The following is a 22,928-nucleotide window of genomic DNA, read 5'->3' on the forward strand; positions in this document are numbered from 1 at the left end:
TTTCAAAATATTTTTTACATTTTTACGAGCTTTTGTTCTTCGACTTCTTTTGCCCTTTGAATAGCACGATATATAGAGTATCCACTTACTTCTTGAAATTCTTTATCAATTTTCTTTTCTTCTGCTTTCGATGGAACAATCTCTTTAAAACGACGATATAAACCCATTAACTCTTCTCTTATAATCCCTTTTTCATAAGCTTTCTCAATCGCTTCATAAAACTTAACAATTGTAACCATTTCCTCATTTGACCAATCATAATCTAACGGATATTGATATTCCATTTCGCACCTCATTTATCATTTCTTCTTGTTTCATTATGCTATCTTAAAGAGAATATTTTATTCTTCATTATAGCCACTCTGCATTATACACTATTTATTCATTTTAATGGAATTGTCTTCCTCTATTCATTAGTTGAGGCTAACTATTAAACATACTCACCTTAAAAACATTTTTTTCTATACATCTATAATTATTGGTGATATAATGCTTTTGTTTTATAGAAAATAAAGTGAAGCTACCATCTCAAAAACGATTTTTTGAATGGCAGAAAAACAAGCCTTATTCTAAAAAAGGCTACACTTTTTTAGAGCAGGATTATATAAAACAAATTACACTAAATATTATGAAGAAGAAGGGGTGTATAGATTGTCCCAATACGAAACACCATTGTTTACCGCTTTAGTTGAGCACAGTAAGCGAAATCCAATTCAATTCCATATTCCTGGTCATAAAAAAGGACAGGGCATGGATCCTACATTTCGCGAATTTATTGGGCATAATGCATTAGCAATTGATTTAATTAATATTGCGCCACTCGATGATTTACATCATCCAAAAGGTATGATTAAAGAAGCACAGGATTTAGCAGCCGCTGCATTCGGTGCAGATCATACTTTCTTTTCTATTCAAGGTACAAGTGGCGCTATTATGACAATGGTGATGAGCGTTTGCGGTCCTGGTGACAAAATCCTAGTACCACGAAACGTGCATAAATCAGTAATGTCAGCTATTATTTTCTCAGGTGCAAAACCGATTTTCATGCATCCTGAAATCGATCCGAAGCTCGGTATTTCTCATGGAATCACAATTCAATCTGTCAAAAAAGCACTTGAAGAGCACTCAGATGCAAAGGGCTTACTTGTTATTAACCCAACGTACTTTGGGTTTGCTGCAGACTTAGAACAGATTGTACAATTAGCACATTCTTATGACATCCCTGTACTAGTCGACGAGGCTCATGGTGTTCATATTCATTTTCACGATGAATTACCTATGTCAGCGATGCAAGCTGGTGCGGATATGGCAGCAACAAGTGTTCACAAATTAGGAGGCTCTTTAACTCAAAGTTCTATTCTTAATGTGAAAGAAGGCTTAGTGAATGTAAAGCATGTCCAATCTATTATTAGTATGCTTACAACTACATCAACTTCTTACATCTTGTTAGCATCCCTTGATGTTGCGAGAAAACGTCTTGCTACAGAAGGAACAGCACTCATAGAACAAACAATACAATTAGCTGAGCATGTTCGTGATGCTATAAATTCTATTGAGCATCTTTACTGTCCTGGAAAAGAAATGTTAGGTACAGATGCTACCTTTAACTATGATCCTACAAAGATAATTGTATCTGTAAAAGATTTAGGTATTACCGGCCACCAAGCTGAAGTATGGCTTAGAGAGCAATATAACATTGAAGTAGAACTCTCAGATCTATACAACATACTATGTCTTATCACTTTGGGAGATACAGAAAGTGATACAAATACACTTATTGCAGCTTTACACGATTTAGCAGCAACATTTAGAAATAGGGCAGATAAAGGTGTTCAAGTACAAGTAGAGATTCCAGAAATTCCAGTGCTAGCACTTTCTCCTCGAGATGCTTTTTATTCGGAAACAGAAGTCATCCCATTTGAAAATGCAGCGGGTCGTATTATAGCTGATTTTGTTATGGTTTATCCGCCAGGGATTCCAATCTTTACTCCGGGGGAAATTATTACACAAGAAAACTTAGAGTATATTCGGAAAAACTTAGAAGCAGGTTTACCTGTACAAGGTCCTGAAGATATGACATTACAAACATTACGTGTTATTAAAGAGTACAAGCCTATCAGTTGATAGGCTTTTTTTTCACCTTTTTTCCTTTTCTTCATACGATACTTAAGAATGTAACGTATAGGTGGGGATACTATTATGATTGTAATAGGCCGTTCTATTGTACATCCTTATATTACAAATGAATATGAGCCATTTGCAGCAGAGAAACAACAAATTTTATCAATAATGGCAGGAAATCAAGAAGTTTATTCCTTCCGAACAGCTGATGAACTCAGCTTTGATCTCAATTTACGAGTTAATATTATTATCTCTGCACTAGAGCTTTTTCAAAGTGGATTTCAGTTTCGCACATTTCAACAATCCTTTTGCAACCCCCAGTATTGGAAAAGAACATCCCTTGGAGGATTCGAGCTTCTTCCAAACATACCATCTTCTATTGCCATACAAGATATTTTTAAAAATGGAAAACTATATGGAACTGAATGCGCAACCGCTATGATCATTATTTTTTATAAAGCTTTACTATCATTGTATGAGGAAGAAACTTTCAATCGTCTATTTGCAAATCTTTTACTTTATACATGGGACTACGATCAAGATCTAAGGCTCATAACAAAAAACGGTGGCGATCTTGTTCCAGGTGACCTCGTTTACTTTAAAAACCCACAAGTGAATCCAGCTACGATTGAGTGGCAAGGAGAAAACACAATCTATTTAGGAAATTTCTTTTTTTACGGACATGGCGTGGGTGTAAAAACAAAAGAAGAAATTATTTATTCATTAAATGAACGAAGAGTCCCTTACGCTTTTATTTCAGCTTTCTTGACTGATACTATTACCCGTATCGATAGCCGTATAATGAGCCAATATGCTTCTTCTAGTACACCACATACATCCATAAGCTTTATTCCAATTAGAGATGATGCAATCGTTGCAACAGTTGGTCATACAACTACAATTTATTAAAAAAGCGCCTACACATGTAGGCGCTTTTTCTTATTATTAAGCTTTTGTATGTTCTTTATGGTCACATTCGCAATGAGATCCACATTTCCCGTATAGTACTGTTGATTTTTCATCTTCAAAATGTCCAATTGTTCCTTCACATACTTGGCATACGATTGTTCCCATTTTCATTTCCCCCTGAGTTTTAATAGTAATCTATTTATTTATCATTAAGCTTTCGCATTATCTTTTCTAGCACAGTCACAATTTGTTCCACATTTTCCGTAAAGTACCGTCGTTTTCTCATCTTCAAAATGTCCGATTGTTCCTTCACATACTTGGCATACGATTGTTCCCATTTTCATTTCCCCCTAAGTTTATGGTCCTAAAAACTTTTAGCTGTCCATTTCCTATCAATTATTGGGCTTTTGTATGCTCTGTGTGATCACATCCGCAAGATCCACATTTCCCGTAAAGTACCGTTACTTTCTCATCTTCGAAGTGTGCAATTGTACCTTCACAATCTTGACATACGATTGTTCCCATTTTTCATTTCCCCCTAAGTTTATAATCCCAAAAACTTTTTGTAACCGCTTAACTTTCTGTCTTCATTTTAATATGTTATACTTTTTACGTCAATAGGTTTTTAGTATAACACATTAAATATTTTTAATTTAAATTAGTATGCGATATTAAAATAAAAAAACAGCCATATTTATAAGTACGACTGTTTCACATTAATTATTCTTCATATTCCGCATGTAAAGAAGTTGACGGAACTAGAAATTTGAAAAACTGAGCTAACTCCTTTGCTTCCTCTTCTGATCCTAATTTAAAAATCTCCTGTATATATTGAACATTCTCTACATCATCTCGTCCGAGTAAAGTAGACCTTCCTGTTTGCATACAAACAATGAGCGGCTTTCCAAAAAACATATTTGTATAAATAACACCAAAATCATAACGTGTATCATGTGTCATAAACCCTAAAAATCGTACCTTCACACTTTCATGCTCATCATACAATTTTTCAAACATTGGTTTCCACCTTTCTACATCACGTTTCATTAATAGTATATTAAACAAAACATGTAATACTCCTTTTAATTGTCAAAAAATTCAGTAGGATGTAGAATGATAGTATTCTACTAAGCTAGGGGGAACTTATATGCAACACGCCTTTATTACGCTTGTACCGAAATCCAACCAACAATCAGTTTCAATAGATGATATAAAACAACTTTTTCATTATTATAAAACAGTTACTTCTAAAACTGGTGCCCAAATTAATTACACGTATACAAATACCGCTTTTCCTTATGAAATTTTAGATACATCTACAACAACATTAAAACTTCAATCCACTCACGACCGGTATGACTCAATTTATATTGGTGTTGGTATAGAAAATGAACAATCTTTCATCCAAGTTTCTTTACCACCTAATGCAACATTTGGTGACAAAGGGAAAGCAAATGAATTTTGCCGTTTTTTAGCGAAGAAATTAGAAGGAGAGTTACAATTATTTAATGGAAGAACAATGTATTTTTATAAACGCTAATTTAAAAAATAGATAATATGATTAAAAATAATATACAATTCGAACATGTAAGAAATAAAGCTTGCTTTCTTACGTGCAATACAAAATATGCTATTACATAGGCTAAATATAGAAATACGAAAAAAAGAATAACTTTATAATGAAACTTATCACCATTCGATAATGTTAATACAGTGGAAAAGCCACTCCATAGTAGTAAATGATAAAATATAACATGTAATATTTTCATGGAACCTTCTCCTTTGACATGCTCTATTTTATTAATATATGGGGGTAAGTTTGAATCAATTACATATTATAGGATGATATATATTACCTTCGAAGTAAGTTAAGCCTGAATCATTTGTTAAAGTATTATATATTCATTCGACAAGTACGTTTAAAGACCTTGCAAGTCATTTGATGAAAATAAAAATAGCCCCTCTCTTACAATAAGAGAAGGGCTATTTACATTACTTAAATTATTTTACAATGTGAATTGGCATTCCAAGAGCAACTTCAGCTGCTTCCATTGTGATTTCACCTAATGTTGGGTGAGCATGGATTGTTTGAGCGATATCTTCAGCTGTCATTCCAGCTTCGATAGCTAAACCAATCTCAGAAATAATATCAGAAGCACCTGCACCTGCAACTTGAGCACCTACAAGAAGACCATCTTCTTTACGTGTTACAAGTTGTAGGAAACCGTCAGTGCTGTTTAATGATAATGCACGACCGTTAGCAGCGAATGGGAACTTAGATACAGTTACAGTCATTCCAGCTTCTTCAGCTTGTTTTTTAGTGTAACCAACAGATGCTAGTTCTGGATCAGTGAAGCATACTGCAGGAATTCCGATGTAATCGATAGCTGATGCATGGCCACTAATTGCTTCTACAGCTACTTTACCTTCGTAAGAAGCTTTGTGAGCTAATGGTGGTCCAGGAACGATATCACCGATTGCATAGATGTTTGGTACATTTGTACGACATTGCTCATCGATTTCGATGATGCCGCGGTCAGTCATTTTAACTCCAACTTGCTCAAGACCGATTTCTTGAGTGTTTGGACGACGACCTACAGTTACTAATACGTAATCTGCTTCTACAGTTTGGATTTCACCTTTAACTTCAAAGCTAACTTTTACGCCAGTTTCTGTTTCTTCAACGCCTTTAGCCATAGCTTTTGTATGGATATTTACGTTACCTTTTTTCTGTAGAGCACGTTTAACAACAGAGCTCATAGCTTTTTCGAAACCAGCTAAGATTTCGTCGCCAGCTTCTACTACAGTAACTTCTGTACCGAAGTTAGCATATGCAGTACCTAATTCCATACCGATGTAACCGCCGCCGATTACAACAAGTTTTTTAGGAATTTCAGGTAAGCTTAAAGCACCTGTAGAGTTGATAACACGTTTAGAGTATTTGAATCCTGGAATTTCGATTGGTGTAGAACCAGTTGCAAGAACAGCATTTTTAAACGTATAAGTTTGAGCTGCATCTTCAGTCATAACGCGTAATGTATTAGCATCTACGAAGTAAGCTTCACCGCGAATGATTTCAACTTTGTTACCTTTAAGAAGGCCTTCAACACCGCCAGTTAATTTCTTAACTACGCCGTTTTTCCATTCTTGAACTTTTGTAAAGTCAACTTTTACGTTTTCTGCAGTAATACCCATGTCATCAGAATGCATTGCATTCTCATAACGATGACCTGCATTGATTAACGCTTTTGAAGGAATACATCCAACGTTTAAGCATACGCCACCAAGGTTAGCTTTTTCAATGATTGCTACCTTTTGACCTAATTGTGCTGCACGAATTGCCGCAACGTATCCACCAGGACCTGCACCAACAACGACTGTATCTAATTCAATTGGGAAATCTCCTACTACCATTGTTATTACGCCTCCATTACTAATAATTGTGGGTCATTCAATAGACGTTTAATTTGGTTTAACGCTTTTTGAGCAGTTGCACCGTCAATTAAACGATGGTCAAAGCTTAGAGATAATGCTAATACTGGAGCTGCAACGATCTCACCGTTTTTCACAACTGGTTTTTCAGCGATACGGCCGATACCAAGGATTGCTACTTCTGGGTGGTTGATAACTGGAGTGAACCATTGTCCACCTGCAGAACCAATGTTTGTAATTGTGCAAGAAGCACCTTTCATTTCAGCTGGAGCTAGACGACCTTCACGTGCTTTACCAGCAAGATCATTGATCTCGTTAGAGATTGTGAAGATAGACTTACGATCTGTATCTTTAACAACTGGTACTAATAGACCTTTGTCTGTATCAGCTGCGATACCGATGTTGAAGTAATGTTTATGAACTACTTCTTGAGATGCATCGTCTAAAGAAGTGTTTAACATTGGGTATTCACGTAATGCAGATGTTAAAGCTTTAACAACGTACGGAAGGTAAGTTAATTTAATACCTTTGTCAGCTGCTACTGCTTTGAACTTCTTACGGTGAGCAACAAGTTCTGTTACATCTACTTCGTCCATTAATGTTACGTGAGGAGCTGTGTGTTTAGAGTTAACCATTGCTTTCGCAATCGCTTTACGGATACCACTCATTTTCTCACGAGTTTCTGGATATTCACCAGCTGGGATTGGTTGTGCTTTTGGTGCTTCTTCTTTCGCTGCTGCTGGAGTAGCTTCTACTGCTGCTGGAGCCTCAGTTGCTGCTACAGTTTGTCCACCATTTGCAAATGCATCGATGTCAGCTTTTACGATACGGCCATTCTTACCAGTACCAGCTACTTTATGAATGTCTACACCTTTTTCACGAGCGTATTTACGAACAGATGGCATAGCAATTACGCGCTCATTTACTACTTCTGCAGTTGCTGCTGGAGTAGCTTCCGCTGCTGGAGCTTCTACTGCTGCTTCTTCAGCTTTTGGAGCTTCATCATGATCGTCACCTTTAAATTTAAGGTTTTCGTATCCAGGAGCATCAAATTTAATTAATGTATCTCCTACGATTGCAACTGTTCCTTCTTCTACAAGTACTTCAAGTACTTTACCTTTAACAGGAGAAGGGATTTCTACTACTGCTTTATCATTTTGTACTTCAAGAAGTACATCGTCTTCGTTTACTTCATCGCCTGGTTTAATAAACCATTTTACGATTTCACCTTCGTGGATACCTTCACCGATATCTGGTAGTTTAAATTCAAATGCCACGGAATTCAGCCCCCTGATTCATTTCATTATTATGGAATATGTACAAAAGAAACCAGCATGTGCTGATTTCTTTTGCACATGAAAAGCTAAAAATTAGAAGTTCATTACTTTGTTTACAGCTTCAACAATATCTTTGTGGTTTGGTAACCATACGCTCTCTGCTTGAGAGAATGGGAATACTGTATCAGCAGCTGCAACACGTACAACTGGAGCTTCTAAGTTTAAGATTGCACGGTCGTTAATTTCCGCTACAACGTTAGCTGCAATACCAGCTTGTTTTTGAGCTTCTTGAACTACAACTACGCGACCTGTTTTTTCAACAGAAGCGATGATTGTTTCGATATCTAATGGTTGAACTGTACGTAAGTCAACAACCTCTAAAGAGATACCTTCTTTTTCAAGTTCTTCAGCAGCTTTTAATGCAGCGTGAACCATAGCACCGTAAGCGATAACAGATACATCTGTACCTTCACGTTTGATATCAGCTTTACCTAAATCAATTGTGTAATCACCTTCTGGTACCTCTTGACGGAATGAACGGTACAATTTCATATGCTCTAAGTAGATAACTGGATCGTTGTCACGAATCGCAGAGATTAAAAGACCTTTAGCATCGTATGGAGTAGATGGAATAACAACTTTTAGACCAGGTTGTTGAGCCACTAATCCTTCTAAGCTATCAGCATGTAGTTCAGGAGTATGAACACCACCACCGAATGGAGAACGAACTGTTACTGGAGCAGTCCAACGTCCACCAGAACGGTAACGCATACGAGCTAATTGACCAGAAATTGAATCCATTACTTCATAAACGAAACCGAAGAATTGGATTTCTGGAACTGGACGGAATCCTTCAAGTGCAAGACCAACTGCAAGTCCACCAATACCAGACTCTGCAAGTGGAGTATCCATTACACGATCTTCACCAAATTCAGCTTGTAAACCTTCAGTAGCACGGAATACACCGCCGTTTACACCAACGTCTTCACCAAATACAAGTACGTTAGGGTCATTTTTCATTTCAACGCGTAAAGCATCAGTGATTGCTTGAATCATTGTCATTTGAGCCATGGCTTACTTCGACTCCTTTTCTTTGTAGATTTCATATTGTTCAGCTAAGTTGTAAGGCATTTTTTCGTACATGATTTCCATTAAATCAGTTACTTTTTGTTTTGGAGCTTGGTCAGCCTTAGCAATTGCTTGTTTGATATCTTCTTTTGCTTCTTCGATTACTGTCTCTTCAACTTCTTGAGACCATAGGCCTTTAGCTTCTAAGAACTTACGGAAGCGTACGATTGGGTCTTTTTGTTCCCATTCGTTTTCGATATCTTTTGTACGGTAACGAGTTGGGTCATCACCAGCCATTGTATGTGGACCGTAACGGAATGTTAAAGTCTCGATTAAAGTAGGGCCTTCGCCATTTACTGCGCGCTCACGAGCAAAAGCAGTTGCTGCGTATACAGCTAATGGATCCATACCGTCTACTTGAATTCCGTAAATACCTGCTGCTACTGCTTTTTGTGCTACAGTTTTAGCTGCAGATTGCTTTTCTACTGGAGTAGAGATTGCATAACGGTTGTTTTGAACAACGAAGATTGCTGGAGCTTTGAATGCACCTGCAAAGTTCATACCTTCGTAGAAGTCACCTTGTGAAGCACCACCGTCACCAGTGTAAGTAATTGCAACAGATTTTTTACCACGTAGTTTCATACCTAACGCAACACCAGCAGTTTGGATGATTTGCGCACCGATAATAATCTGTGGAGCTAATGCATTTACATTCTCAGGCATTTGGTTACCCATGAAGTGTCCACGAGAGAATAAGAATGCTTGGTATAATGGTAATCCGTGCCATACTAATTGTGGTACATCACGGTATCCTGGTAAGATGAAGTCTTCTGCTTCAAGTGCGAAATGACTTGCTAATTGAGAAGCTTCTTGTCCAGCTGTAGGTGCGTAGAAACCTAAACGTCCTTGACGGTTTAAAGAAATAGAACGTTGATCTAATACGCGAGTATACACCATACGACGCATTAATTCTTTTAATTGATCATCAGATAATTCAGGCATAGCTGCTTCATTCACAACTTCACCGTTTTCATTTAAAATTTGTAATGTTTCAAATTGAGCTGCGATAGCTTTCATTTGCTCATCAACATTAAATAGGGTCTTTTTTGTTTTAGTACCCATTCCGTTCACCTCTTCCTCTCTTGAACCATATTCTGAAACGCTTTCACTGGCTATTTTCCAGTTTAAAAAGCGCAACGATGTAAACCAACATGTTTGTATGTCGGTTGAGAATAATTTTGTGTACCTAACAATCTGTACTAATGTTTTTTCAGAAACATATTAATACAATCTTGATCACGTTTTTTAGTTTACAACTATTCTAATTACGATGTCAATTACTTTGAATACGTTTTTTTATAAATAATATGCAGGTTTCTACTACACAAACGTGTTTTTATTTTTTACATCTGTATTAGTAAGCATTGACCTACTGTTATATTATTCCCTTTTTCACTTATTTTTTCTCTTAGAATAATATGTAAACGATTTAATTCTCTTTAGTTTTTCTCTCTTCGTAACAAAAATATACAAACTACTCTTCCTTTTTTAGGTAAATACCTATACATTTCTACCCTCTCTTCCATACATTATAGTAACCGCAGTATTAGCGGGAAATGATAAAGGAGGTCATCTCATGTACGGATACTCATATTGCTATCCAACTTGTTCATATCCTTCCTACGGTTATGGCGGTTCTTGTGGCGGGTCTGGACGCGGCTTCGCCTTAATCGTTGTGTTGTTTATTCTTTTAATTATCGTTGGTGCTGCTTGCATTCGCTAATGTAAAACGAAACAACTATGGAAAGAAAAAGACGGCTTTGCCGTCTTTTTCTTTTTATCACATACATAACTACTCTATAATAGAACAATTTCCAAAATGCCTTCCCTTTCTTGCCGATGACTTTTTCCATCTCCTTTGGTAGACTAAAGAGGAAAGGAGAGATTACATATGCTTACAATGAAAGATGTTATTCGCGAAGGAGATCCTATTTTGCGCAACGTTGCAGAAGAGGTGTCATTACCGGCAAGCGAAGAAGATACAACTACCTTAAAAGAAATGATTGAATTCGTAATAAATAGCCAAGATCCTGAAATGGCTGAAAAATATAGTTTACGCCCTGGAATCGGATTAGCGGCTCCGCAAATCGGTGTTTCAAAAAAAATGATTGCAGTTCATGTAACCGATGCGGATGGTACATTATATAGCCATGCATTATTCAATCCAAAAATCATTAGCCATTCTGTTGAACGTACATATTTACAGGGTGGTGAAGGCTGTCTGTCTGTAGACCGCGAAGTACCTGGTTATGTTCCTCGTTATACAAGAATTACAGTAAAAGCAACTTCTATTAACGGAGAAGAAGTAAAATTGCGTTTAAAAGGTTTACCAGCAATCGTATTCCAACACGAGATTGATCATTTAAATGGCGTTATGTTCTATGACCATATCAATAAAGAAAATCCTTTTGCCGCTCCTGATGATTCCAAACCTCTAGAGCGATAATAATAAAAAGGCGGAAGTTAATCTTCCGCCTTTTTATTATGAAATGGGTTCCATATTCACTTATAGCAATCCAGCCCACTTTAGTCCATGATATATACCGTCTTCATTAACATCCTTTGTCACATGATTTGCAAGTTTTTTCAAGTCTTCATGGCCATTTCCCATCACAATACCTGTGCCAACGGCTTCGATCATTTCTAAATCATTTAAGCCATCTCCAAATGCATACACTTGATCACGATTAAAACCTAACTTTTCAATGTATTTCTCAATTCCTTTTGCCTTAGAACCACCATTCGGAATGATATCCATTGAATATGCATGCCAACGAATAAAATGAAAATCTGGATAATGATTAATAAACTTTTCCTCTTCATTTACTTCACAAAAAAGTAGTGTTTGATAAATATTACGTTCCTCATAAAAATTAGGCTCATATGCTGGATGCTCAAAGTTTAAGCTTCCAAAGCCTTCTTTCACATAATCATGATATTCCACTGATGCTCTCATATCTTGATGGTCAAGATATACAAGTGGATATCCTTCTTGTTTTGCAAACTGAGTAAACCTATGTAAAGCATCTGGATGTAACGGATTATTAAATATTACCTCATCTTCAAAGACAACATATTGTCCATTAAAACTAACATAATTATGTATATTAAGTTCCCTGCGAATATCTTCGAACATAAATGGCGCGCGCCCTGTCGCAATTGCTACATGTACACCTTTTTCTTGTAACTGTTTTACTGCATCTCGTGTAGATTGCGGAATTTTTTTATCATGATCTAATAATGTTCCATCAATATCAAAAAAGACAATTTTATCATTCATTTGTCAAAATCCTTTCTGGGACTCTATATTCCTATTTTGAATATCACTTTTCAAATTCTAAAAAAAAGTATAACATATTAAACATCTGTGAAGAAAGCGTTCCCTTTCTGACCTTATTTGTAAACTTTGCATATATATATTAGTAAAACATGTAGATACTTGTTCGGATGAATTTTCTTTTCCATTCTTCCTCATACTATACCTATAACTAACGGCTACTGATCGTTACTATAGAATAACTTTCACTGTATGGGAAAGGACAAGATTCACCATTCACTTTTGTCCTATCTCTTATATCAGAGATAGAGTTTTCACTAGTAATAGGCATGTTTAAAATAAGGAAAGGAAGGAGTAATCATGCTGAAGAAGCTGAAGAAAAAGCTCAAGCGTTATTTAAACGGTCTAGTCCGTAAAAAGACAATCGCTTAAATTGTGCCCATTTCGGGCTTTTTCTTCATTCTCATTCGAAAAAACATGAAAATCGTGACTGTTTGCTTTATAATAAGTAACAGATAATGCAAAACATAGACAAGGAGAGGTTTTCCAAATGATTTTTAAAGTATTTTATCAAGAAAAATTAACTGAGGTTCCAGTACGTGAAAATACAAAAGTTTTATATTTAGAGGCTACGTCTGAAAAGGATGTTCGTACAAAGTTAAATAAGTTCGCATATAATATCGAGTTTGTTCAGTCTGTTACTGGCGCTCATCTTGAATATGAAAAAGAAAACGCTGATTTAACATTAGCGGAAATCGTATAGCGATATGAAATTTCTAAAAAACGACCAAGTTGCTGTATTTGCTCTCGGTGGGCTTGGTGAAATCGGTAAAAATACATACGCTGTTCAATTTCAAGATGAAATTATTATAATTGATGCTGGAATTAAATTTCCAGAGGACGAACTTCTCGGGATCGATTATGTAATACCAGACTACACTTATTTTGTGCGAAACGAAGATAAAATTAAAGGGTTATTCATTACACATGGTCACGAAGATCATATCGGCGGAATCCCTTACCTATTACGTCAAGTGAACATTCCGATTTACGGCGGAAAATTAGCAATTGCACTCATCAAAAACAAATTAGAAGAACACGGCTTACTTCGTAAAGCAAAACTTTACGAGATTCAAGAAGATGACGTTATTAAATTCAAAAAAACGTCTGTATCCTTCTTCCGTACAACTCACAGTATTCCAGATTCGTACGGCGTTGTTGTGAAAACACCTCAAGGTCAAGTTGTTCATACAGGTGACTTCAAATTTGACTTCACACCAGTTGGTGAACCAGCTGATTTAACAAAAATGGCTGAAATCGGTAAAGATGGCGTACTATGTCTATTATCTGATAGTACGAACAGTGAAGTTCCAAACTTTACTATGTCTGAGCGTCGCGTTGGTGATAGCATTCAAGACATTTTTCGTAAAGTAGAAGGACGGATTATATTCGCAACCTTTGCATCAAATATCCACCGCTTACAACAAGTTGTTGAAGCTGCTGTTGAAAACAACCGTAAAGTAGCTGTGTTTGGTCGAAGTATGGAAGCAGCGATTGAAATTGGACAAAACCTTGGTTATATTCGTTGCCCGAAAGATACATTCATAGATGCATCTCAACTAAACCGCTTACCAGCTAATAAAGTTGTTATTTTATGTACAGGTAGTCAAGGTGAACCGATGGCAGCACTTTCACGTATTGCAAATGGTACACACCGCCAAATTCAAATTATTCCTGGAGATACAGTTGTTTTCTCTTCTTCACCAATTCCAGGAAATACAATTAGCGTAAGTCGTACAATTAACATGTTGTACCGCGCTGGCGCTGATGTAATTCACGGGAAACTTTCAAATATCCATACAAGTGGACACGGTGGACAAGAAGAACAAAAGTTAATGTTACGTCTAATTAAACCGAAGTACTTCATGCCAATTCATGGTGAATATCGTATGCAGCGTATGCACATGAACATAGCAAATGATTGTGGCATCCCTGAAGAAAATTGCTTCATTATGGATAATGGCGATGTTCTTGCTTTACGTTCGGATGAAGCTAGCGTAGCTGGAAAAATCCCATCTGGTTCGGTCTACATTGATGGAAACGGTATTGGAGATATTGGCAATATCGTATTACGCGATCGTCGTATCCTTTCTGAAGAAGGACTTGTAATTGTAGTTGTAAGCATTGATATGAAAGAATTTAAAGTTGCAGCAGGACCTGATATCATCTCACGCGGTTTCGTTTACATGCGTGAAAGCAGCGATTTAATCAATGATGCACAAACATTAATTACAACTCATTTAGAAAAAGTAATGGAGCGTAAAACAACACAATGGTCTGAAATTAAAAATGAAATTACAGACACATTAGCCCCATTCCTATATGAGAAAACGAAACGTCGTCCAATGATTTTACCAATCATTATGGAAATATAAGAAAAAGGACAATGCCATGAAGGCATTGTCCTTTTCTTTTCTCTTATCTTAAAAAGTGTTTAAATCGATCCACTTCATCGTCATGACCAATGACAATTAATATATCTCCTGCTTGAATATTCTCCGTAGCTCGAGGGGATACGATAACTTCTTTGCCTCGTTTAATTGCTACAATATTCAATCCAAACTTCGCACGAATATCTAATTCAATTAAAGAGTGCCCATCAATTTTTTTATTCGCAATAATCTCTACAATACTATGCTCATCTGAAAGCTCAAGGTAGTCTAGCACATTGCTTGATGCAATATTATTAGCAATCCTTTTTCCCATATCACGTTCTGGATGCACAATATGATCTGCACCTATTTTACTTAACACTTTTTCATGATAATCATTTTGAGCTTTTACAGTAATATTTTTTACACCCAACTCTTTCAAAATCAAAGTCGTTAAAATACTTGAATTTAAATTATCTCCAATAGCAACGACTACGTGATCAAAATTTCGAATACCAAGGCTTTTTAATACCATCTCATCTGTTGAATCTGCAATTACAGCATGCGAAGCTATATTTGCAAATTCATTAATTTTATCCTCATCTGAATCGATTGCCATTACTTCCATACCTAATTGAGCTAGTTCTCGGCAAATACTTCCACCAAAGCGACCAAGTCCAATGACAGCAAATTCTTTTTCTTTCTCACCCACAAGAATTCCTCCAATAACTTCAAGTACTATTTATTTTCAGTGTAACACACTTTATATGCGTCACAAAAACTATGATTAGCTCTTATTTTTGTTTTTGTATATAAAAATATTGTTGCAAGTAAAAAGCGATACCAACAAGTAGCATAGCAAATACAAATATATTTCCAAAAGAACTAAATGTTTCAAAAACGAATAATAATGTTTCTTGACCAAAAAAGGCAAATAGAAGCTGTGTGAATGCAAATAACAACGCCCATATGTAATGATGTTGATGGAATAAATAATGCGTTGCACCTAAAAAAGCAATAAACGAAAAGATAAAGATCCACCAATTTTCTAAAAATAGTTGCCAATTAGAAAATTGATATCCATTTACTAATATTGCAATAAGCGCGATAACTGCCATCGTCGGCACACTCCAAAATAATGCCCGTCCTCTAAAGAAACGAGTGCCTTTAACATCTCCTTTTTCATGTGCAATATATGTTAGTACTACTGTGCTTATATACAAAACAGAAAGAATTGTTAAAACGATAATAAGCCAAAAATGTAATTGATAATATTCATGCTCTATATTTGTCACGATTGCAGCTAACATGCACGGAATTAACATTCCCGTCCAACCATCTACTTTTCTTTCATTCCAAAAGACCGTATTACCAATCCTTATTCCTAACAACATAAAAATAATGATACCCAATACAAATAACGTAGTTTTATTCCCTACTAAACTCGTTGAGAAAGCAATTAATCCAATAAATAAAAAGAGCACAAACCCATTCATAATTTCTAGTACAGGTGATAAATATCTCTTCACCCATTTGTATGTTTCGTCATATTCATTATTATCTACTAGACGATAGGCATAAAAACTTATCCCAAAATAAACCGCCGCAATAATAACATACGCATATAAGACGAAACATAAAATCGCACTGCTAATTTGCACGTAATTCCCCACCCTTTTTTCTATGTTTCACATTGATTTTACACACTTTTCATACTAAAAGTAAACATATATAAGTTAGTCAAATAATTAATAATGAGCAGTGGCTAAACCCCCTGCTCATTATTAAAACAGTACAATTAACTTTAATTCTTCCATTTGTATGTAAATGTCTAAAATCAATCTATACGAGCGTTACTTACACCTCAGAACAAAAAGTTTTTTGGAACCTTCAAGAGAGCGGAAGTTTTATTTTCTATTCCCTTTCCACTTTACATATTGGCTTAAAAATGTGATTGCCTTTTCAATCACTTCTTCGTCTGGTTTTAATTTTGCATGATGTAAACCATATTCTGAATTTACTCCAAGCCAAAACATAAATCCAGGGATTTCTCGAAGCATATAACCAAAATCTTCACCCGTCATTGCCTCAGTACATGTAATAACATTCATATCAGTTTGTTTATGTACAAATTCCATAAACTCTCTCGTTAACTCTTCATGGTTATATACTTGATGATACATTGCTCCGTAATCTATAATCGCCTCACACTGGAAAGAAGCTTCGATACCTGCAACAATTGACTCAATTCTGCTTTTCACACGCTTCATTGATTCCACTGATAATGTTCGAATCGTTCCTTCTAAACGAGATTTTTCTGCAATAATATTTTGAACCGTACCACCTGTAATTTTCCCGATTGTAATTACTGCACTATCAAGAGGATTTACATTGCGACTAATAACGGATTGAAGCTGTGTAACAAGGTGACTCGCTGCAACAATCATGTCATTTGCAGTATGCGGATAGGCAGCATGGCCACCTTTCCCTTTTAAATCAATATATAATTCTGAAGTATTGGCAAATAACAGTCCTTCTTTCGTTGCAATTGTCCCCACAGCGTATTCTGGTGCAATATGAAGACCAAGAATTATATTTGGTTTCCATTCTTTTAACTCTTCACTTTCTAACATAGGAAGAGCACCGCCTGGTCCTTCTTCTGCTGGCTGGAATAGAAATACAAGGTCATCATCTATTCTTTCGCTCACAGCTTTCGTTAGAAGGCCTAAACCGATTGTTGTATGTACATCATGGCCACATGCATGCATCATTCCTTCATGAATAGAAGCAAACTCGTATCCAGTTTCCTCTGTAATTGGTAAACCGTCTATATCTGCACGATAACCTATTATTTTTTCGGGATTTTTTCCATTTACTTTAACGATTACACCCGTTTTCCATGTCTTCACTTCCACAAATTCATGAGAAAGTGTTCCTATATAATCTAAAATATACTGTTGTGTTTTCCATTCCTTAAATCCGATTTCTGGAATTCTATGTAAATCTCTACGAATTTGGATAAATTTGCTTACTGTCATTTTTGCACCTCTATCTATAAAAAGCGTAAGAGCCCATTTACGCTCTTACGCTTTTTTTACTTTTTATTTCTCTGGGTTTAATTGACGAAGCTCTTGTTTAATTTCTGTTTTTGCTTTTGTCTTCTCATCAATTTCTTTAATTACACGTGCTGGAGTACCTGCAACAACTGTGTATGGAGGCACATCTTCTGTTACAACAGCTCCTGCTGCTACGACTGCACCTTTCCCTACTGTAACACCCTCTAAAACAACCACGTTTGCACCGATTACTACATCATCTTCAACGATAACTGGTTTTGCAGAAGGTGGCTCAATAACACCTGCAAGTACAGCACCTGCACCTACGTGACAGTTTTTACCGACTGTTGCACGTCCACCAAGTACTGCGTTCATGTCGATCATAGAACCTTCACCAATTACAGCACCAATGTTAATTGTTGCATTCATCATAATTACAGCGTTGTCACCAATTTCAACATGGTCACGAATAATAGCACCTGGCTCGATGCGAGCTTTAATACCTTTTAAATCAAGCATCGGGATTGCAGAATTACGACGATCGTTTTCTACAACGTAGTCAACGATGTGCTTATTATTCTCATCAAGAATTGTCTTAATTTCAGACCATTCTCCGAATAATACACCTGACTTTTTATTCACAAATGCTTGTACTGTTTCAGGGAATGTTACTTCTTTTAAATCCCCTTTTATGTATACCTTTACAGGAGTTTTCTTTTCACTTTTTTGAATAAACGAAATAATTTCGTTAGCGTCCATCATTTTCATTCTTGTTGCCTCCTAAATCCATTTATAATGTTACTCTACCAAACGAAAGAGCGAGTAGCAAGATAATAATCTTATTTTTCCCTTTGAATTTCTTCTATAATTTCTAAAAATGCTTGTACTTGCTTCAACTGCCTTGCCGAGTCACTTGTTAACAACCATGTTTCTCTCGTCAGTTGAACAGGTGTTTTATACATATTTTCCTGTACTTCCTTTAAAACAGTAGAAGGTAAAAGGGCATAACCTATACCATTTAAAACAAGTTGTTTACATGTTTCAATTTGGTCAACTACAATCGTTCGCTTAGGCGGATTAGAAAATAAACCATACCACCAATTTTGTATTTGTCCATAATAAGTCGAATCACTTTTAAATTGAATGAACGGCCTATTTGTTTCTTTTAACATCGAAATATCTTTTATTTCTTTATCAACTAAATACAGTTCATCTTCAAATAATTGTTGCTTCTGACCTTTATATTCTTGTGTTCCCCTCAGTATAGCAACATGAACGTCTCCTTCATAAAACTGCTTTTGCACTTCACTACTCCATCCAGTAAACAGCGATATCTTGACAGAAGGATATTTATGCACAAACTTTTTCAAAACAGGAGGGAGCCAATATTGACCAATAACTGATGCAACAGCTATTTTTAACGTTCCATGAGTTTCCGTTCTGAAAACAGCTAGCTCACTTTTTATATCTTCTTCCCTTTGCAACATTTCTTTAGCATAATTTGCAACTTTTTCCCCTTCAGGTGTAATTGTCAATCCTTTTTGTGAGCGAATAAAAAACTTCATTCCCCATTGTTTCTCCATAGATTGTAATCGTTGACTCAGCGCAGGTTGGGAAACAAATAAACGTTCCGCCGCTTTTCTCATATTTGATTCCTGAGCTAACACAACCATCATTTGAAAATCATCAATTTGCAACTTTCTCCCTCTTTCCTTAGCTTCCATACACCTTATTTCAATAAGCTTTTCATCCTTAATTTACCCGAATGCTTTCATTCAGAAAATACAATTGTCCAGCGCAAACTTTCCTTATGTTTTATGTCTTTTTAAATATAATACATACACAAGTGATATGCACGAAAAAAAAGTGACTTCTTCGTTTCTATGAAGTCACTTTTCTTACGTTATCGATTATGTTGCCTTACTTTCTTATTCAACAATTTTAAAATAGCCCGACGTGTTAAAATCCCCTCAAAATAGCCTTCTTCATTAACAGCGCAAATAAAAGGATGATCAATTGTCATTTCTAAAGCTTTTGCAAATGAATCGTCTAATTTAAGAACAGGTATATCTTCTTTCATCACCTGCTCTACTTTCATATCATCGAGTCTTTCAAACTCAATACGTTCTAATCCTAACATACCATCTAATATCATGGCAGTACTAATCAAACCATGTAGTTTATACATTGGATCTAAGACAGGTATCGCCGAATATCCAGATTTCACAAGAACGAGTAAAGCATGTTCTAAACTATTTCCAATTTGGACATGAGCTACTTTTTCCGATGAAATCATTAAATCCTTCACAAGAATTTGTTGAAATTCGTCTTTCGGAATACTAATCATATTACATCCCCCATTTTCCCTTTTTCCTGCTTATGTTCACAACTCTATTCACATTTTATGACAGCGTTTTCATATTATTATTTTGTCCTAAATTTATTTCAATAAAAATACAATCACACAGCTATTTTAGCATACAGCACAAAAAAAAGACTACCATTCCGGTAGCGCTTAATACCCTTTATTTTTTAATCTGTAAAATAACCTTGTGATTTTTTTATATTGCATCACATCTGTCTGTTTCAAACCATTCTCAATATCTGTAAGTTCCACAGCTAAAATTTCACTTGCGTAATTTTGCTGAAATAAAATATCTAGTAGTAAACTTTCTTCTTCCTTCGTTAAAACAACTTCCCTTTGCATATACCCCTCTCCTTACACTCGCATCGTTACTCTTATTATATAAAAAATTCAACCTATTTAATAGATGTAATATTCAGTTTTTATTAAAAGATATGTAGCAATCGTATACATACAAAAAAAATCATTTCGTATATCGATTTGCATAGCTAAACGCCGCATAAGCATCTGGCTTAATTTTTGCAGTTAATCCCATCGCTCGAATTTTTTCTGTCATATCTAAAATAAATTCTTTTGTTAAACCATCATTCCCAATGTCTAAATGAATTTCCATTATGAATCCAGCCCCATCTTGAGCATAAGGATGCAATAACTCCCATATTGTTTGTATATGAGTAGGCGTAAATAGACATGCGATTTCTTGACTAAACTGCGTTTCTAAATATATTTTCTCACGTAAGGTTGCCGGCTTATCTTTTACTGATCTATGGTGTAAACAGCCCCAGGCACCTTTTCCAACACGATGAATATGGATTGCTGTAATAAACCTCGTATCCTTTTGATGCGCTTGTGAGTCTGTCCCAATGGATAATCGATATAAATTTCGCGGATCCTTTTCAATGAAACTACAAATACGGTTAAAGACCATATCAAAATTTAAATGTCTCTCTGAAACATTGTAAAATTTATGTGCACCGTCCACAGAGTCACGTCCTTTCAATTAGACAGACTTTTCGTATTCTCATTGTATGGGACAAAAACTAAAATTATAACTTCCTATCCTTTATTCGTTTCAATATTTCGAATTACAAAGTGACAAACTTGGCACGTATAAATTACATTTTGATTAGATTGAGCCGTTAATACATGAATAATCTCAGCAGAACTTTGACAATTAGGACAAATCACAACTGGTAAACGTTCCATACGATAACCTCCTAGTTATATTTCTCCCGCTATTTGCAGAACCCAGCGATTGTGAGAAGTTTAGCTTCACATATTCACCCGGTTGACGGGACTCATTTTCCACATGGATAAGCAAACTTGCACGGATTAAAATTTCATTTTAATACCATTGTAGGAAAAATAAAAAACTTCTATACATTCCACTAGAAAGTAATAGAACTAAAAAAGGTACTGCCACATGGCAGTACCTTTTTTATATGTATCAAGAAATGATATCGTAAATCTCAATTGCAACCATGTCGATATTATCGAATTGATACACTTGAGGTTTTTCACCTTGTTGATACACTTCTAACTCATACATTTCACTTTTATCGAAAAATTTCACGCTACATTTGCGCTCACCGTTCACTTCAAAATAGCGTTGTGCTACTTCACCGCTTTCAGCTTGTTCTTGTAGACTAACAAGTCGAGTTAAAATTCCTTGGAGTAGAGACATGAAATCTCTCCTTTCTCTGATCTTCCTACCAATAGGTTTTACAGCTATACTCATTCTATCCGTCATAACAGAAAAAATGTTCCACACTCTAGGATAAAGGTTATTGGCCAGAAACTCAACTAAAAATTTGTCGAAATGCGAAGGAAAAAACAGAAAGAACATATTTCCCCTTCTTTATTGCGGTTTTTATACTGGAAGAATATAATAAAAAACAGAAAAAAGGAGGAATAACAATGAAAAAAATTGAGGTTTATACACAACCCGATTGTCCGCCCTGTGTTATTGTGAAAGAATTTTTGAAGCATAATAACGTTGCATATGAAGAATTTGACGTAAAAAAAGACGCTGCTGCTCGCAATCGTCTTTTATACGACTATGATTCTTATTCAACTCCAACAGTCGTAATTGATGGCGAAGTAGTTGCAGGGTTTCAAATTGAAAAGTTACAACAACTACTCAATATAGAATAGGAATAGGTAAATACCTATTCCTATTCTTATCCCGCTATTTGTGGGTAGTAAAACTCCTACCCCAAATTTAGCTACAGCAAAGAAGTTAGATGGAAGAGTAATCCCTCCCACTGATTAAAAGTTTCACTTTATAATTGTTGCAACCTTTTTATTTCAGTTAAAAGTTCCTGACTTTCATGATATCCTGCTAGCTTCCATTTATCTTGATCCCTTTTCAATGTTACAATTTGATACTGTCCACTTTTTGTCCGCTCATATACATATAAATTTTTATGTTCTTCATCATACGACATTTTCGTTTCTGAATTAAAAGAAAACGGTGCTTCTTTTGCCGGAAGTAAATATTCACCACTTTGTTTATCACTTCTACTATTTTCATCTGTAAATACTTGAAGGAAATTATCTGTAAAATACGGTGATAACGTCTCTATCATCTTATTCATCGGCAAATGCTTCCCACGAATTGAAAACTGGGTTTCATAGCCTTTTTGTATCGTTGTAAATACTTCTTTCCGATCGACTTCCACTTCCTCTTTTCCTAAAACAGTCGTAACACTATAACCAACTAGAAAGGCAACACATACAAATAGAACAAGCCATATTCCATATTTCCTCATTTTTTCACCTTCCTTTTAAAAGAACTTGTCTTTGTAGTATTCATTGTAACAATGATTATGCAAAGACAGGACAGATTTCGTTCGTAAAATCTTTACAACGATAGACAGCATTTTCATCACCATTTTCACTATTACCAATTTATGATAAAAACAAACAAAA

Annotated in this window: 30 protein-coding genes; 8 read left to right on the top strand and 22 right to left on the bottom strand. The window is 35.6% G+C overall.

Annotation, left to right across the window (positions count from 1 at the left end; genetic code table 11):
* Positions 1-14 precede the first annotated feature (14 nt).
* Positions 15-284, bottom strand: a complete 270-nt coding sequence (locus HFD78_RS05560) for a UPF0223 family protein (RefSeq protein WP_000456552.1) — start codon at positions 282-284, stop codon at positions 15-17.
* Between the two features lie 367 nt (positions 285-651).
* Here HFD78_RS05560 and speA point away from each other — a divergent pair, with 367 nt between their 5' ends.
* On the top strand, positions 652-2,124 hold the full coding sequence (gene speA, locus HFD78_RS05565) for an arginine decarboxylase (RefSeq protein WP_000084898.1): 1,473 nt from the start codon (positions 652-654) through the stop codon (positions 2,122-2,124).
* 75 nt (positions 2,125-2,199) lie between these two features.
* Positions 2,200-3,030 (top strand): protein-glutamine gamma-glutamyltransferase, encoded by an 831-nt coding sequence (locus tag HFD78_RS05570; RefSeq protein ID WP_000635340.1) that lies wholly within the window; start codon positions 2,200-2,202, stop codon positions 3,028-3,030.
* A gap of 36 nt (positions 3,031-3,066) precedes the next feature.
* Here HFD78_RS05570 and HFD78_RS05575 read toward each other — a convergent pair whose 3' ends face one another.
* The 4 genes from HFD78_RS05575 to HFD78_RS05590 all read right to left on the bottom strand — a co-directional run bounded on the left by HFD78_RS05575 (position 3,067) and on the right by HFD78_RS05590 (position 4,047).
* The gene (locus HFD78_RS05575; protein ID WP_000536796.1) at positions 3,067-3,195 is read right to left on the bottom strand and encodes a GapA-binding peptide SR1P; all 129 of its coding nucleotides are present in this window, start codon (positions 3,193-3,195) and stop codon (positions 3,067-3,069) included.
* Positions 3,196-3,239: 44 nt separating this feature from the next.
* Positions 3,240-3,368, bottom strand: a complete 129-nt coding sequence (locus tag HFD78_RS05580) for a GapA-binding peptide SR1P (protein WP_000536803.1) — start codon at positions 3,366-3,368, stop codon at positions 3,240-3,242.
* Positions 3,369-3,426: 58 nt separating this feature from the next.
* On the bottom strand, positions 3,427-3,555 hold the full coding sequence (locus tag HFD78_RS05585) for a GapA-binding peptide SR1P (RefSeq protein WP_000536778.1): 129 nt from the start codon (positions 3,553-3,555) through the stop codon (positions 3,427-3,429).
* 195 nt (positions 3,556-3,750) lie between these two features.
* Complete coding sequence (locus HFD78_RS05590; RefSeq protein WP_000462038.1) at positions 3,751-4,047, bottom strand: DUF3055 domain-containing protein; 297 nt, start codon at positions 4,045-4,047, stop codon at positions 3,751-3,753.
* 130 nt (positions 4,048-4,177) lie between these two features.
* Between HFD78_RS05590 and HFD78_RS05595 the strand changes: the two genes are divergently transcribed.
* Positions 4,178-4,570: a DUF1885 family protein gene (locus tag HFD78_RS05595; protein ID WP_001163302.1), complete on the top strand. Its 393-nt coding sequence runs from the start codon at positions 4,178-4,180 to the stop codon at positions 4,568-4,570.
* A gap of 1 nt (position 4,571) precedes the next feature.
* On the opposite strand, the gene HFD78_RS05600 is transcribed toward HFD78_RS05595, so the two are convergent.
* From HFD78_RS05600 to pdhA, 5 genes are all read right to left on the bottom strand, one after another.
* On the bottom strand, positions 4,572-4,799 hold the full coding sequence (locus HFD78_RS05600; protein ID WP_000697469.1) for a hypothetical protein: 228 nt from the start codon (positions 4,797-4,799) through the stop codon (positions 4,572-4,574).
* A 232-nt stretch (positions 4,800-5,031) separates the two neighbouring features.
* Positions 5,032-6,444 (bottom strand): dihydrolipoyl dehydrogenase, encoded by a 1,413-nt coding sequence (gene lpdA, locus HFD78_RS05605; RefSeq protein ID WP_000260104.1) that lies wholly within the window; start codon positions 6,442-6,444, stop codon positions 5,032-5,034.
* A 5-nt stretch (positions 6,445-6,449) separates the two neighbouring features.
* Positions 6,450-7,739, bottom strand: coding sequence for a pyruvate dehydrogenase complex dihydrolipoyllysine-residue acetyltransferase (gene pdhC, locus HFD78_RS05610; RefSeq protein ID WP_000863419.1), 1,290 nt, complete (start codon positions 7,737-7,739; stop codon positions 6,450-6,452).
* 93 nt (positions 7,740-7,832) lie between these two features.
* Positions 7,833-8,810: a pyruvate dehydrogenase complex E1 component subunit beta gene (gene pdhB / locus HFD78_RS05615; protein WP_000068168.1), complete on the bottom strand. Its 978-nt coding sequence runs from the start codon at positions 8,808-8,810 to the stop codon at positions 7,833-7,835.
* A 3-nt stretch (positions 8,811-8,813) separates the two neighbouring features.
* Complete coding sequence (gene pdhA / locus HFD78_RS05620) at positions 8,814-9,929, bottom strand: pyruvate dehydrogenase E1 component subunit alpha (RefSeq protein WP_000536895.1); 1,116 nt, start codon at positions 9,927-9,929, stop codon at positions 8,814-8,816.
* Between the two features lie 514 nt (positions 9,930-10,443).
* Here pdhA and HFD78_RS05625 point away from each other — a divergent pair.
* On the top strand, positions 10,444-10,590 hold the full coding sequence (locus tag HFD78_RS05625; protein ID WP_000274562.1) for a YjcZ family sporulation protein: 147 nt from the start codon (positions 10,444-10,446) through the stop codon (positions 10,588-10,590).
* Positions 10,591-10,758: 168 nt separating this feature from the next.
* Positions 10,759-11,313 carry a peptide deformylase gene (gene def / locus HFD78_RS05630; RefSeq protein WP_000957048.1) on the top strand — a complete coding sequence of 185 codons (555 nt, stop codon included), beginning with the start codon at positions 10,759-10,761 and terminating at the stop codon, positions 11,311-11,313.
* A gap of 60 nt (positions 11,314-11,373) precedes the next feature.
* Here the strand turns inward: def and HFD78_RS05635 are convergent, their stop codons facing one another.
* Positions 11,374-12,147, bottom strand: coding sequence for a Cof-type HAD-IIB family hydrolase (locus HFD78_RS05635; RefSeq protein WP_000998279.1), 774 nt, complete (start codon positions 12,145-12,147; stop codon positions 11,374-11,376).
* Positions 12,148-12,694: 547 nt separating this feature from the next.
* Here HFD78_RS05635 and HFD78_RS05640 point away from each other — a divergent pair.
* Positions 12,695-12,907: a DNA-dependent RNA polymerase subunit epsilon gene (locus HFD78_RS05640; RefSeq protein ID WP_000576435.1), complete on the top strand. Its 213-nt coding sequence runs from the start codon at positions 12,695-12,697 to the stop codon at positions 12,905-12,907.
* 4 nt (positions 12,908-12,911) lie between these two features.
* Positions 12,912-14,579, top strand: coding sequence for a ribonuclease J1 (gene rnjA / locus HFD78_RS05645; RefSeq protein ID WP_000670377.1), 1,668 nt, complete (start codon positions 12,912-12,914; stop codon positions 14,577-14,579).
* A 43-nt stretch (positions 14,580-14,622) separates the two neighbouring features.
* Here the strand turns inward: rnjA and HFD78_RS05650 are convergent, their stop codons facing one another.
* From HFD78_RS05650 to HFD78_RS05695, 10 genes are all read right to left on the bottom strand, one after another.
* Positions 14,623-15,288: a potassium channel family protein gene (locus HFD78_RS05650; RefSeq protein WP_000504032.1), complete on the bottom strand. Its 666-nt coding sequence runs from the start codon at positions 15,286-15,288 to the stop codon at positions 14,623-14,625.
* 82 nt (positions 15,289-15,370) lie between these two features.
* Positions 15,371-16,237 (bottom strand): cytochrome c oxidase assembly protein, encoded by an 867-nt coding sequence (locus HFD78_RS05655; protein WP_001167321.1) that lies wholly within the window; start codon positions 16,235-16,237, stop codon positions 15,371-15,373.
* Positions 16,238-16,483: 246 nt separating this feature from the next.
* A complete protein-coding gene (locus tag HFD78_RS05660) occupies positions 16,484-17,614 on the bottom strand; it encodes an N-acetyldiaminopimelate deacetylase (RefSeq protein WP_000218663.1) in 1,131 nt (376 codons plus the stop codon).
* 63 nt (positions 17,615-17,677) lie between these two features.
* Positions 17,678-18,400 carry a 2,3,4,5-tetrahydropyridine-2,6-dicarboxylate N-acetyltransferase gene (gene dapD, locus HFD78_RS05665; RefSeq protein ID WP_000783241.1) on the bottom strand — a complete coding sequence of 241 codons (723 nt, stop codon included), beginning with the start codon at positions 18,398-18,400 and terminating at the stop codon, positions 17,678-17,680.
* Positions 18,401-18,471: 71 nt separating this feature from the next.
* Positions 18,472-19,356 (bottom strand): LysR family transcriptional regulator, encoded by an 885-nt coding sequence (locus HFD78_RS05670; protein WP_001987174.1) that lies wholly within the window; start codon positions 19,354-19,356, stop codon positions 18,472-18,474.
* A gap of 179 nt (positions 19,357-19,535) precedes the next feature.
* Positions 19,536-19,979, bottom strand: coding sequence for a cyclic-di-AMP-binding protein CbpB (cbpB, locus tag HFD78_RS05675; RefSeq protein WP_000623579.1), 444 nt, complete (start codon positions 19,977-19,979; stop codon positions 19,536-19,538).
* Between the two features lie 168 nt (positions 19,980-20,147).
* Complete coding sequence (gene abbA / locus HFD78_RS05680) at positions 20,148-20,339, bottom strand: antirepressor AbbA (RefSeq protein ID WP_001188692.1); 192 nt, start codon at positions 20,337-20,339, stop codon at positions 20,148-20,150.
* Between the two features lie 121 nt (positions 20,340-20,460).
* Positions 20,461-20,979: a ribonuclease H-like YkuK family protein gene (locus HFD78_RS05685; protein WP_000348489.1), complete on the bottom strand. Its 519-nt coding sequence runs from the start codon at positions 20,977-20,979 to the stop codon at positions 20,461-20,463.
* A 74-nt stretch (positions 20,980-21,053) separates the two neighbouring features.
* Entirely contained in the window at positions 21,054-21,203 is a 150-nt protein-coding gene (locus HFD78_RS05690; protein ID WP_000440540.1) for a hypothetical protein, read from the bottom strand.
* Between the two features lie 241 nt (positions 21,204-21,444).
* Positions 21,445-21,681 carry a YkuJ family protein gene (locus tag HFD78_RS05695; protein WP_000055151.1) on the bottom strand — a complete coding sequence of 79 codons (237 nt, stop codon included), beginning with the start codon at positions 21,679-21,681 and terminating at the stop codon, positions 21,445-21,447.
* Between the two features lie 233 nt (positions 21,682-21,914).
* On the opposite strand from HFD78_RS05695, the gene HFD78_RS05700 reads away from it, so the two are divergent.
* Positions 21,915-22,151: a glutaredoxin family protein gene (locus HFD78_RS05700; RefSeq protein WP_000717875.1), complete on the top strand. Its 237-nt coding sequence runs from the start codon at positions 21,915-21,917 to the stop codon at positions 22,149-22,151.
* Positions 22,152-22,279: 128 nt separating this feature from the next.
* Here HFD78_RS05700 and HFD78_RS05705 read toward each other — a convergent pair whose 3' ends face one another.
* Entirely contained in the window at positions 22,280-22,768 is a 489-nt protein-coding gene (locus tag HFD78_RS05705) for a DUF3993 domain-containing protein (protein ID WP_001233804.1), read from the bottom strand.
* Between the last annotated feature and the right edge of the window lie 160 nt (positions 22,769-22,928).

The organism is Bacillus sp. EKM501B (assembly GCF_011800505.1).
Lineage (GTDB): Bacteria > Bacillota > Bacilli > Bacillales > Bacillaceae_G > Bacillus_A > Bacillus_A cereus.